The 12,424-nt window shown below is 66.8% G+C and carries 12 protein-coding genes; 1 reads left to right on the forward strand and 11 read right to left on the reverse strand.

Going from position 1 to position 12,424, the window contains the following annotated elements:
- From M3498_13940 to M3498_13965, 6 genes are all read right to left on the reverse strand, one after another.
- A partial coding sequence (locus tag M3498_13940) for a hypothetical protein (GenBank protein ID MDQ3460379.1) occupies window positions 1-307 on the reverse strand: 307 nt, incomplete at its 3' end.
- 20 nt (window positions 308-327) lie between these two features.
- Window positions 328-495 carry a hypothetical protein gene (locus M3498_13945; GenBank protein MDQ3460380.1) on the reverse strand — a complete coding sequence of 56 codons (168 nt, stop codon included), beginning with the start codon at window positions 493-495 and terminating at the stop codon, window positions 328-330.
- Window positions 492-758 (reverse strand): glutaredoxin family protein, encoded by a 267-nt coding sequence (locus M3498_13950; GenBank protein ID MDQ3460381.1) that lies wholly within the window; start codon window positions 756-758, stop codon window positions 492-494. The genes M3498_13945 and M3498_13950 overlap by 4 nt, the downstream gene beginning before the upstream one ends.
- A gap of 67 nt (window positions 759-825) precedes the next feature.
- Window positions 826-3,330: a heavy metal translocating P-type ATPase gene (locus tag M3498_13955; protein ID MDQ3460382.1), complete on the reverse strand. Its 2,505-nt coding sequence runs from the start codon at window positions 3,328-3,330 to the stop codon at window positions 826-828.
- Window positions 3,331-3,592: 262 nt separating this feature from the next.
- A complete protein-coding gene (locus M3498_13960) occupies window positions 3,593-3,922 on the reverse strand; it encodes a metal-sensitive transcriptional regulator (protein MDQ3460383.1) in 330 nt (109 codons plus the stop codon).
- A gap of 2 nt (window positions 3,923-3,924) precedes the next feature.
- A complete protein-coding gene (locus M3498_13965; protein ID MDQ3460384.1) occupies window positions 3,925-4,125 on the reverse strand; it encodes a heavy-metal-associated domain-containing protein in 201 nt (66 codons plus the stop codon).
- Between the two features lie 285 nt (window positions 4,126-4,410).
- On the opposite strand from M3498_13965, the gene M3498_13970 reads away from it, so the two are divergent.
- Window positions 4,411-6,756: a glutamine--tRNA ligase/YqeY domain fusion protein gene (locus M3498_13970; GenBank protein ID MDQ3460385.1), complete on the forward strand. Its 2,346-nt coding sequence runs from the start codon at window positions 4,411-4,413 to the stop codon at window positions 6,754-6,756.
- A 59-nt stretch (window positions 6,757-6,815) separates the two neighbouring features.
- On the opposite strand, the gene mnmE is transcribed toward M3498_13970, so the two are convergent.
- The 5 genes from mnmE to M3498_13995 form a co-directional block, all read right to left on the reverse strand.
- Complete coding sequence (gene mnmE / locus M3498_13975; GenBank protein MDQ3460386.1) at window positions 6,816-8,159, reverse strand: tRNA uridine-5-carboxymethylaminomethyl(34) synthesis GTPase MnmE; 1,344 nt, start codon at window positions 8,157-8,159, stop codon at window positions 6,816-6,818.
- Window positions 8,160-8,236: 77 nt separating this feature from the next.
- Entirely contained in the window at window positions 8,237-9,523 is a 1,287-nt protein-coding gene (hemL, locus tag M3498_13980; protein MDQ3460387.1) for a glutamate-1-semialdehyde 2,1-aminomutase, read from the reverse strand.
- Between the two features lie 108 nt (window positions 9,524-9,631).
- Window positions 9,632-10,774, reverse strand: coding sequence for a citrate synthase (locus tag M3498_13985; GenBank protein MDQ3460388.1), 1,143 nt, complete (start codon window positions 10,772-10,774; stop codon window positions 9,632-9,634).
- 154 nt (window positions 10,775-10,928) lie between these two features.
- Entirely contained in the window at window positions 10,929-12,194 is a 1,266-nt protein-coding gene (locus tag M3498_13990) for an MgtC/SapB family protein (protein ID MDQ3460389.1), read from the reverse strand.
- 37 nt (window positions 12,195-12,231) lie between these two features.
- Window positions 12,232-12,424: HRDC domain-containing protein (locus M3498_13995; GenBank protein ID MDQ3460390.1), on the reverse strand; the 193-nt coding region annotated here is incomplete at its 5' end.

Genomic DNA, 12,424 nt, shown 5'->3' on the forward strand with positions numbered 1-12,424 from the left:
CCCCGTAGCTGAACCACTCCTGGAAGTGCGCGTCGAAGTAGAGAATCGGCAGCGTCAGAACCAGGCTCAGCCAGAAGCGGTCCTTGAACATCTCGGGGCTGTGTCCGGCGTGCTTGTCGTGGTCCGCGTGGGGACCTTGCGCCGGAGAGGTCTCGAGCGGCCGGGCATGCTCGAGCCGGTCGCGAAGCCGGTCCTCGACTATGGTGACGGGCTCGGGGGTGACGGGCTCGGGGGTGACGGGCTCGGGGGTGACGGGCTCGGGAGTCGGCCCTTCGTCGTGCTCGTGGTGCCGGTGCTCGTTAGCCATGACGACCTGCTCCTCCGCTTTTACTCACTGTCAAGGTCAGCGTGCGTGGCGTGATCGGTCATGGCCGTTCCTTCGTGCCCCTCTCCGGTATGCATGCCGCCGCCGGGTTGGCCGAACGTGAGCGCAACGACCACGACTGCCGTGCTGATAACGATGAGCCAAAGGCTGCGCTTGACGACGGTGCTCATTCTCTTCCTCCTTGTAGGGTGGCGAGCGCCGCGTCGATCCCCGGGCGCTGCTGGTCGAAGGCGCCGTAGAAGGCTCTCTCGCCGATGACGGTCACGGGTGCGATGCGGACATTGGAGACGCGCTTCATCTCGTCTAGGTAGGCAGGGTCGGTGGTGACGTCCTTCTCCTCGAAGGCGAGGCCCTTATGCTCGAGGTAGCGTTTCACCGCGGCGCAGGCGCTGCAGCCGGGGGTGGTGTAGAGGGTGATGCTTGGGCTTGGCACGGTGTCTTGTATCCTCCTTTGGTCCGCCCGGACCCGCATTTTCAAGGGATTCGGGCGTCTTTGGTCTCTAGGCGGTCACAACCTCCGCTTGGCGTTCGCGGGGCGCGCTCCGTTCCGCTCTCATGGGCGGGGTGAAGCCGCGTAGGCGCAGGGCGTTGGTGAGGACGAAGACGCTCGAGACGGCCATCGCGGCTGCCGCGAAGACCGGGCTCAGCAGGATCCCGAAGACGGGGTAGAGCACACCCGCGGCGACGGGAATCAGGCTGGTGTTGTAGAAGAAGGCCCAGAAGAGGTTCTGTTTGATGTTGCGGATCGTCGCCTTTGAGATGCCTAAAGCGTTCGGAATGCCGCGCAGGTCCCCGGACATCAGCACCACGTCGGCGGACTCGATGGCAATATCGGTGCCGGTACCGATGGCGAGCCCCACGTCCGCATGGGCCAGCGCGGGCGCGTCGTTGATGCCGTCGCCGACGAAGGCGACCTTGTGGCCTGTCTCCTGAAGCCTCTTCACCGCAAGGATCTTGCCGTCGGGCAGGACCTCGGCGAGCACCTCGTCGATGCCGAGAAGGCGCGCGATGGCCTCGGCGGTGCGCCGGTTGTCCCCGGTGATCATGGCGACGCGCAAGCCGAGGCCGTGTAGCGCCCGGATCGCCTCGGGGCTCGAGTCCTTGATGGGGTCGGCCACGGCGATGATGGCGGCGAGCTCCCCGTCCACCGCGGCGTAGAGAGGGCTCTTCCCTTCGTCGGCGAGGCGCCCGGCCTCCTCCGCAAAGGCGCTCACGTTCAGGCCGAGCCGGGTCATGTAACGGTCCGCCCCGACCTGCACCAGGCGCCCGTTCACCGTCGCCTCGACGCCGTAACCCGGCACCGCGTCGAACGCCTCCGGAGAGGCAAGGCTGAGGCCGCCCTGCTCGGCCGCCGCGACGATCGCCGCGGCGATGGGGTGCTCGGAGTTCCGCTCTACCGCGGCAACCAAGCCCAGGAGCTCGCCTGGGTCGAAGCCCGGCTGCGTGACGAAGTCGGTGAGTTCCGGTTTCCCCTTGGTGAGCGTGCCGGTCTTGTCGAGGGCGATGATCTTGGCTTTCTGGAGCTCCTGGAGAGCCGCGCCGTTGCGAAACAGCACGCCCATCTCCGCGGCCTTGCCGGTGCCGACCATGATCGAGGTGGGCGTAGCGAGGCCCATCGCACAGGGGCAGGCGATGATGAGGACCGCCACGGCGTTGACGAGGGCGAAGGTCAGCGCGGGCTGCGGTCCAAGGAGCATCCAGACGCCGAAGGTGAGAAGCGCGATGACGATCACCACCGGCACGAACACGCCGACCACCTTATCCGCCAAGGCCTGAATGGGTACCTTGGAGCCCTGAGCGTTCTCCACCATCTTGATGATCTGCGCCAGCAGCGTGTCTGCTCCCACCTTGGTCGCCCCGAAGCGGAAGGCGCCCGTCTTGTTGATGGTGCCGCCGACCACCTCGTCGCCCTCGCCCTTCTGCACGGGCAGGGGCTCACCGGTGATCATCGACTCGTCGATAAAGGACGAGCCGGAGACGACCCGACCGTCCACGGGGATCTTGTCACCCGGACGCACGAGCACGGTGTCGCCGGGAACGACCTCGTCGATGGGGAGCTCGAGTTCCTGTCCACCCCGCACCACGCGAGCAGTCTTGGCTTGCAAGCCGAGGAGCTTCTTGATGGCCTCGCTGGTGCGGCCCTTGGCGATGGCCTCCAAGTACTTGCCGACCAAGATGAGCGTGACGATGACCGCGGCGGCCTCGTAGTAGACATGGACCGTCCCGGCGGGGAGGAGCCAGGGGAAGAAGGTGGCGACGACCGAGTAGCCATAGGCCGCGCTGGTGCCGAGCATGACGAGCGAGTTCATGTCGGGACTGAGGCTCCGCAAGGCCGGCCAGCCCTTCTGATAAAAGCGCAGACCGGGACCGAACTGCACGGCGCTGCCCAGAATGAAGAACAGGTAGTAGAGGCGTTCCATCGGCACGAGCCCATGGAACCAGTGCCCCAGGGGCGGGATCATCATGGGCAGCATGTCGAGGAGGAAGATGGGCAGGGTGAGGATGGCCGCGACGACGAACTCGCCGCGGAGCGTGCGGGTCTCGCCCTCGCGCGCCTCCCGCTCGCTGTCGACGCGGTCCTTGCCGGCGGCTTCCCCCAGCACTTCGTAGCCCGCTTTGCGAATGGCGCCCTTGAGCTGTCCCACGCTCACCGCATCCGGCAAGTAGGTGACGCTGGCCTTTTCGGTCGCTAAGTTGACGGTCGCCTCCAGGACCCCGTCGAGCTTGTTCAGGCTTCGCTCGACGCGCGCCACGCAACTCGCGCAGGTCATGCCGCTGACGCTCAGGCTGGCCTTGGCGGTCACGGGGGTATAGCCGCTTCGGGTGATGGTCTCGAGGATCGCTTCTTGTCCCAGGCGCTCGGGGTCGAAGGAGACGCTGGCCCTTTCGGTCGCTAAGTTGACGCTGGCTCCCTCCACCCCCTCGAGCTTGTTCAGGGCGCGCTCGACGCGGCCGACGCAACTGGCGCAGGTCATGCCCTCGACACCAATCTGCAAGCTTTTCATAAAGTCCTCCTTCAGGCAGCGACGACTGCGGCCAGGGTTGTTTTCCATCATCCCACCCCCCCTGGGGTGGACTGTTGCAAGTATAGCAGACCCCGGAGAGAGCGTCAAGCAACGAAAACCAGAGCAGGGCGACGGTTTCAGGTGCCAGGTCAAGGCTCTGGATCAAGGCCCTGGATCAAGGCCCCAGAGACAAGAGCCCGAGGCTAAACCTCGGCCTTGGGTGAACTCGAACCCAGCCTCTCGAACCCAGCCTCAACAAGGTCTAGGCGCGGTACTTGAGCGCCTCCATCAGCTCCTCGACGATCTTGTCGGTGTCGCCGCGGACCGCCGCGGTCGCCACGTGATCCTTGATGTGCGAGCGCAACACGGCTTCGTTGACCTTGCTCAAGGCACCCTGAACGGCCTTTATCTGCTTGAGGACATCCACGCAGTAGACGCTCTCGTCCTCGAGCATTCTGAGGACGCCCTCGAGATGACCCTTGGCGCTCTTGAGGCGAAGCGCGGCGTGCTTGCGCACCTCGCCGTCGAGATGAAGACAGTCCGGGTGGGCGACCTCGTCCGGCTCGCGCACGTTCGCGGGTGACGACGCCATGACTAGCGGAGCGGCGAGGCCTGGTAGCCCTCTTCCTCGACGGCCGAGACGAGCGCTTGAACGTCGGGAGAGCCCCCCACCTTTGCTATCCCGGTGTCGAGATCGACCGTCACCGTGTCGACGCCGGCAACCCCTTCCAGGGCGTTGGTTACAGCCTTTTGACAGTGTTCACAGGTCATCCCGGTGATCTTCAGTTCGGTCATGATGTCTCCTCCTTACCACCCCAGGGGGGGTGGATGATTGCTCCCAGTCTAGCCCAATTTTCGCCTGGCGCTTGTGCCAGGCTTACCAGGCTGGCGCGGTACCGCTGCGAGTCCTCGGGGTGAACGGGTTTGGCTGAGCCGCCGCCAACGTTGAGCGAGTCGCATGGGCGAGCGCGTCACGACAAAGCTGCAAGCCCAGGCGTGTCGCGCTCAGGCCAAAGCCGTAGCCGGGCTTGCGCGTGACAGGCCAAGCCGCGCCCGGCGTGGTAGCCTGGCAAAGAGATTATGCCTACCCAGAGCGTCCAAAGCACTGCAGCAGACGAGTCCAACGGCGAGAAGCGCGTGGTCGCGCCCAACTTCATCACCGACATTATCAGCGAGGATCTGGCGTCGGGGGGGTGCGAGCGCGTCGTCACTCGCTGGCCCCCCGAGCCCAACGGCTACATCCACATCGGCCACGCCAAGGCCATCAACTTGAATTTCGGCATTGCTCAGGATTACGGTGGTCGTTGCAGTCTGCGCTTTGACGATACCAACCCTGCCACTGAAGACAGCGAATACGTTGAGGCCATCAAGCGCGATATCCGCTGGCTCGGCTTCGACTGGGGCGACAATCTGTTTTTCGCCTCGGACTACTTCGGCCAGCTCTATGAGCACGCCGTCACGCTAATAGAGCGGGGTCTTGCCTATGTGGACAGCCTGAGCGAGGCAGAGATCCGCGACTACCGGGGAACGATCACCGCACCCGGGCGCGAGAGCCCCTACCGGAACCGTTCGGTAGCGGATAACTTGGGCCTCTTGGAGCGCATGAGGCGGGGCGAGTTCGCCGAGGGCGCGCACGTGCTCCGGGCGAAGATCGACATGGCGCACCCCAACATGGTCATGCGCGACCCCATCCTCTACCGCATCCGCCACACGCACCACTACCGCACGGGCGACGCCTGGCACATCTACCCCCTCTACGACTTCGCGCACGGCCTCTGTGACGCCATCGAAGGGGTGACGCACTCGCTCTGCACCCTGGAGTTCGAGACGCGCCGTGAACTCTATGACTGGTTCGTGACTAGGCTCTACGAGCCGCCGCGCCCGCATCAGTACGAGTTCGGCCGGCACGCCATCGAGTATACCGTGACCGGCAAGCGCAAGCTCATCGAACTCGTCAAGGATGGACACGTTTCGGGTTGGGACGACCCGCGCCTGCCGACCATCGCGGGCCTGCGCCGCCGCGGCGTGACGCCCGCGGCGATCCACGACTTCAACAACCGCATCGGCGTCTCCAAACAGAACAGCAGCGTCAGCATCGCCCTTTTGGAGCACAGCATCCGTGACGACCTCAACTTCAAGGCCCCGCGGGTGATGGCGGTCCTGGAGCCGCTCAAGGTGATCATCAGCAACTATCCCGCAGGCAAGGCGGAAGAACTCAGCGCCTCCTACTGGCCTCACGACGTGCCCAAGGAGGGCTCGCGCGGGGTGCCCTTCTCCCGCGAGCTCTATATCGAACGGGGCGACTTCGAGGAGCATCCGCCCCAGGGCTTCAAGCGCCTCTCGCCCGGAGGGGAGGTGCGCCTGCGCTACGCCTACGTCATCCGCTGTGACGAGGTGATCAAGGACGCGGCAGGTCAGGTGAGCGAACTGCGCTGCTCCTACGACCCGGCCACGCTCGGCGCGCCGCCGCCGGGCCGCAAGGTCAAGGGAACGGTTCACTGGCTATCGGCGGGACACGCCCTTCCTGCCGAGTTGCGCCTCTACGACCGCCTCTTCAGGGTAGCCAAGCCCGACGCGGGCGAGCGGCCCTTCACCGACTACTTGAACCCCGAGTCGCTGGTCGTAAGGCGCGGCTTCGTCGAGCCGAGCGTGGGGGATGACCCCAAAGACAGCCGCTACCAGTTCGAACGCCAGGGCTACTTCATGCAGGACCCCATCGACTCGAGGCCCGGCGCGCTCGTCTTCAACCGCATCGTCACCCTGCGCGATTCGTGGGCCAAGGCCGCCAAGGACAAGCCCGCTGAGCGCGCGGCAGCGAAAGCCGAGCCCAAAGCGGCCGCCGGGGCCGCGAGCGAAGGCGCGCCGCGCGACCCGCTGCTCGACTTTTCGCCCGAGCAGCGTGCGCGCTTCGCGCGCTACCGCGGCGACTTGAGCTTGAGCAGAGATGACGCGGCCCTGCTGGCCGGCGACTCGTCCCTCGCCGCATTTTTTGAAGGGGCGCTGGAACGTCACGGCAACGCCCAGGGCGTCGCCAACTGGACCGTCAACGAGGTCCGGCGCGCGTTCAAGGAGAGATCCGCCGAGGACCTCTCCCTCGAGCCCGCCGACCTCGGTGCGCTCGTCGCGCTCGTCGACGAGGGCACCATCACCCGCCGCGTCGCCAAGGAGGTGTTTGCGGCGATGATGGAGACCGGCGGCGACCCCAGAGAGATCGTCAGGGAAAAGGGCCTCGAGCAGGTCGCCGACGAAGCCGCCTTGGAGCCCCTGGTGGACGGGCTCGTCGCTACGAACCCCGACAAGGTGGAGGCCTACCGGGGCGGCAAGACGGGCCTGTTGAGCTTTTTCGTCGGCCAGGTGATGCGCGAGACGCAGGGCAAGGCGAACCCGCAACTGGTCCAGGAGCTGGTCACGCGCAAGCTGGCCTAGCCCGGTTGTTCAGCGATTGTTCAGCCCGGTGGTGCGCAAAGCCGTCTGAGCCTGCACGGCTATTTGCCCACGCAAAAGTTCTTGAAGATGTGCTCCAAGGTCTCCTCGGTCACGTCGCGCCCGCTGATCTCCGTGAGCGCCCGCAGGGCCTCCAAGAGGTCCAAGGCAGCGAGGTCGTCGGGCGCTGACAGGGCGCGGCTTACCGCCTCCCTGGCCCCCTCGAGCGCCTGGGTATGGCGTTCGTTGGAGATCCACAGCTCGCTGCCGGCGGCGTCGCCGACGAGGTGCTCGCGAATCCTGTCGCGGAGCGCGTCCAGCCCCTCGCCGGTCTTTGCCGACACGTGCAGGACCGGCACGCCCAAGCTTTTGTCCGACCACGCCCCCTCCAGGTCGGCCTTGCTGGCCACGACGAGGCTGCGTACCGGGTCGAGGCTGCGCGCCAGGGAGAGGTCGTCTTCTTGCAGGGGCGCGCTGCCGTCGAAGAGCAGCACGGTGAGGTCGGCGCTCTCGGCGACCCTCCTCGCGCTCGTCACCCCGGCGGCCTCTATCAGGTCGGCCGTCTCGCGGAGGCCCGCGGTGTCGACGGCGGTGATGGGAATGCCGCCGATGTCCAAGGGCGCCTCGAGGTAGTCGCGGGTGGTGCCAGGTCTTTCAGAGACGATCGAGCGTTCAAAGCCTAGGAGCGCGTTCAAGAGACTGGACTTGCCGGCGTTGGGCCGACCGACGAGGGCGAGGCGGGCGCCGCGCTGGGCGATGCGCCCGGCCCGGGCGGTAGCGAGCAGGCGGTCGATGCGGGCGAGGGCGCGCCCCAGCGGCTCCCCAAACTCGCTCTCCTCGACCCCTTCGTCGGGATAGTCGAAGACCGCCTGGAGGTTGCCGTAGACCTGGGTGATGTCGCTCTGGATGAGCTCGAGCCTCTCGCTCAAGGCCTTGGTGAGGCCCATCGCCGCGCCGCGCCGCGCCCGCTCGCTCTGGGCGTTGACGAGGTCCAAGACCGCCTCGGCCTGGACGAGGTCGAGCCGGCCGTTCATGAAGGCGCGCAGGGTGAACTCGCCGGGCCCGGCGGGGCGGGCGCCGCGCCTGAGGACGAGCCCCAGGACCGCGCGCAGGACCGCCGGGCCGCCGTGGGTCTGAAGCTCGATCACGTCCTGGCCGGTGTAGGAGTGCGGGGCGCGGAAGGTGAGCAGGAGCGCCTCGTCGATGGTCTCGTCGCCGTCCACGATCCGGCCGAAGAGAACGCGCCCCGCCGGCGTCTCGACGACCCTCTTGCCAGCGCGGGCCCTGAACACGCCGCCGGCGATCGCGAAGCTCTCGGGGCCGGAGAGGCGGACGATGCCGACCGCCCCGACGCCGGGGGCGGTGGCGATGGCGGCGATGGTGTCTCCTAACGGTGGGAGCGCCATGAGACAGTCAAAGGTTGAAGGGAAAGCTGAGAACCAAGCACAAACATTTCTAATTTAGAAGTTCGAATGTTCAACTCCTACAACTCCGAAAACGCCTCACTCGCCGCGTTCACCACCGCGTCGATGTCATCCGGGCTGTGCGCGTAGGAGAGGAAGGCCGCCTCAAAGGCGCTCGCTGGCCAGTAGACGCCGCGCGACAGGAGGCCGTGGAACCAGCCTCTGAAGGCTTCGGTGTCGCTCCGGCTGGCGCTCTTGAAGTCCGTCACCGGCCCGTCCGTAAAGAAGACCGTGATCATCGAGCCCAGCCGGTTGACGGTGACGGGCAGACCCGCACTTTTGGCGGCCTCCCTCAGCCCCCTTTCCAGCCTGGCGGTGCGGCTCTCGAGCACCTCGTAGAGATCCGCGGTCCTGGCCATCAGGGTGAGGGTCGCCAGCCCCGCGGCCATCGCCAGCGGGTTGCCCGAGAGCGTGCCCGCCTGGTAGACCCGGCCGACGGGGGAGACGTGAGCCATCACCGTAGCGGAGCCGCCGTAGGCGCCGACCGGTAAGCCGCCGCCGATGATCTTGCCCCAGCAGACCAGGTCGGGCTCCATCGCGAAGCGTTCGACCGCGCCGCCGGGCGCGAGGCGAAAGCCGGTCATCACCTCGTCGACGATGAGCAGCGCGCCGTGCTCTTTGGTCAGCTCGCGCAGGCCGCGCAGGAAGTTGCCTGCGGGGACGACCACGCCCATGTTGCCGACGACGGGCTCCAAGATCACCGCGGCGATCTCGCCGGGATGGGCGCCGAAAAGCGCCTGGACCGAGCCCAGGTCGTTGTAGTCGGCGACCAGGGTGTCTTTGGCGGTGTCGGTGGGTACGCCCGCGCTCGACGGCACGCCCGTGGTCATCGCGCCCGAGCCCGCCGCGACCAGCAGGCTGTCGGCGTGGCCGTGGTAGTTGCCCGCGAACTTGATAAGCTTGTCGCGCCCCGTCGCGCCGCGCGCCACCCGGATGGCGCTCATGGTCGCCTCGGTGCCCGAGTTGACGAAGCGGACCCGCTCGCACATGGGGTAGCGGGCGAGGACGAGCTCGGCGAGCTCGAGCTCGCGTTCGGTCGGCGCGCCGAAGCTCGTGCCGTCGTGCATGGCCTCGGCGATGGCCGCCAGGACTTCTGGGTGCGCGTGCCCCATGATCATCGGCCCCCAGGAGCCGACGGCGTCGATGTAGGGGTTGCCGTCGGCGTCCCAGAGCTTGGCGCCCTTGGCCCGGGCGATAAAGCGCGGTGTGCCGCCGACGCTGCCAAAGGCGCGTACCGGCGAGTTGACACCGCCGGGGATGAGCCTGAGGGCGCGTTCAAAGAGCCTGCTGGAAATCTCCGTCTTCATCTGTACTGTCTTCCCTGGACTGTGGCATTTGCAGAGGCGAGGGTCAACGGCTCGGCTAACCCAGGATCATGGCCGGAGCGGATGAGCCTGCGCTCCGGTCGCTTTGGCTCAACGCTCGTCGATGGGCTTGAACTTTCTCCCCGTCGGCCCTTCGTAGACCAGGCTCGGGCGCATGAGGCGGTTGTCGGCGTACTGCTCCAGGAGGTGCGCCATCCAGCCGGGAACGCGGGCGACCGCGAAGATGGGCGTGTACATGTCGCCGGGAAAGCCCAGCATGCGGTAGACGCTGGCCGAGAAGAAGTCCACGTTGGGCTTGACCTCTTTGCCCTTTTTATCCATCTCGCGGTCCATTACCTGCTCCATCTCCAAGCTCATCTCGAACCACTTGCTCTCGCCCGACTCCTCGGCGAGCTTTTCGGAGACCTCGCGGAGGATGTTGGCGCGGGGGTCCAAGACGCGGTAGACGCGGTGGCCGAAGCCCATCACCCGGCCCTTGGGCTGGCCGAGGGTGGTCATGACGTAGCTCTCGACCTCCTCCACGCTGCCGATCTCCTCCAAGGCCTTCATCACGCCCTCGTTGGCGCCGCCGTGCAGGGGGCCTTTCAGGCTGCCCACGGCGGCGGTGACGGCGCTGTAGACGTCGGTCAGGGTCGAGGCGGTGGCGCGGGCGGTGAAGGTGCTGGCGTTGGCGCCGTGCTCGGCGTGCAGGACCAGGGCCACGTCCATGACGCGGGTGGCGGCCGCGGAGGGCTTCTCGCCGGTCAAGGTATAGAGGAAGTTGCCGGCGATCGACAGCGCCGGGTCGGGGGCGACCGGGTCTTTGCCGCGGCGGACGCGCTCGATAGCGGCGGCGATGGTCGGGAACTGCGCGGTCAGCCTGGTGCCGATGCGGCGGACGTTGTCCAGGTCCACGCCGTCGGGGTTGTCGTCAAAGGCCGCCAGCATCGACACCGCCGTGCGCAGGGCGTGCATGGGCACGGTCTCCTCGGGCAGGCTGCGCAGCATGTCGAGGGTTTGCCGGGGGATCTCGAAGTGCCCGCTGAGTTCCGCCTTGAAGCTCTCGAGCTCGCTCCGGTTCGGCAGGTCCTCGTTCCAGAGGAGGTAGATGACCTCCTCGAAGCCGGCCTTGTTGGCGAGTTCGCGGATGTCGTAGCCGCGGTAGACCAGCTCGCCCTTCATCCCGTCGATATGGCAGATCCTGCTGCTGTCGATGTTGATGCCGTCCAGGCCGCGGTTGATCGTCGTTTCCATCCGTCCTCCAGGGGCAACCCAGGCCGCGAGCGAGCTCCGCTCGGCGTGGGAGAAAGCTTACACTGGGTTCAGTCTACCTAATTTTCTGCTCATCCTGCCGCGTTCCGCTCGACAAAGCTACAACGACCCGCTAGCAGGGGTTCGGTAGCAGGCCCTAGCCGCCCGGGCTCAGGAGCGTCGTGGGCAGGAGCCAGGCGGCGGCGACGGCGGCCAGTGCGGCCAGGGCCAGCGTCGCGAGGATGGGCCGGCCGAAGCTCCTGGGGCCCAGCGAAAAGGCCAAGAGGGCCTTGAAGAGGCTGTTGGCGGCCGCCGCCAAGATCAGGCCGCGCGTGGCCACGCCCAGGGCGAGCCCGCCTTCTACCTGGGCGCCGAGCGTCAGGGTGATGGCGTCCATCTGCGTGATGCCCGCCAGGGCACTGGCGAGGTAGACCCCGCCCTCGCCCAAGAACTCCTGCGCGGCGCGGGCGAGGAGCAGCACCACAGCGAAGACGACGGCGAACTGCAGCGCCGACTTGAGCTCGAAGGGATTATGAAGCGTCGCGGCCTCGGTCGCCTTGGGGTCGCTTCTCCGGTAGGTGAGATACCAGCCGGCCACGGTCACGGCAAAGAGAACGATGAGCGGAGGCAGGGCGGGCAGGAGGAGGCTCGGCTGCACGACGGCCAAAATAACGACGAGCCGGGGCACCATCACCGCCCCGGCGGCGAGCACACCGACGGCAAAGACCCTCTCGAGCTGCGGATTGGCGCGCGCGCGCTCGCTAAAAGACAGCGTCACCGCCGTGCTCGAGGCCATACCGCCGAGAAGCCCGCTCAGGCCGATGCCCCTCTGCGCGCCGATGGTTTTGGTGGCGACGTAGCCGACAAAGGAGATGCCCGAGATGAGCACCACCAGAAACCAGATGGCGCGCGGGTTCCAGACGCCCCAGGGACCATAGTTGGCGTCGGGTACGAGCGGCAAGATGATGATGGAGACGGCGGCGAACTGGACGATGGCGAACATGTCCTCGCGCCCGACTTTGCCGGCCAGCCCGTGAAGCTCGTCCCTGAGCGACAAGACGGCAGTGGTCAAGACCGCCCCGGCCAGGGCGGCGATGTACTCGCCGAAGCCGGTCAAGAGGCCCAGGCCGAAGGCCACCAGCGCCGCCACCTCGCTAGTGCCGCCGACCTTCTCGGCCGAGGCGCGCCAGTAGGCCAGGCCCAGCAGCGCCGTAAAGGCCAAAAGGCCAGCAGGGACGATCCACACCGAGCTGAGTTGACTCAGGAGACCGATGACGGCCCCAAAGAGCGAGATGAGCGGAAAGGTGCGCACCCCTGCAAAGATCGAGCCGCGGGTCTCGCGCTTCTTCTCGCGCTCGAGGCCGATCAGAAAGCCCAGCAGGACCGCGACGAGAAAGGACCAGATGACGGTGGCGTTGTCCATAGCGGCTAGGACTAAGGACCGAGGGCCTGCTCGGTCTTCAGTTCTCGGTCCTCCTCTTTGGCTCGTCTTGGACCAGCGCCAGGATCTCCGCGCCGTAGCGCTCCAGCTTGACCGGGCCGATGCCCTTGACGCGGCTCAAGTCGCCCAGCGTTTGCGGCTTCTCGCGGGCGATGCGCCTCAAGGAATCGTTGGTGAGGACGATGTAGGTGGGCCTCTTCTCGCCCCTGGCC

Source organism: Deinococcota bacterium (assembly GCA_030858465.1).
Classification (GTDB): Bacteria; Deinococcota; Deinococci; order Deinococcales; family Trueperaceae; genus JALZLY01.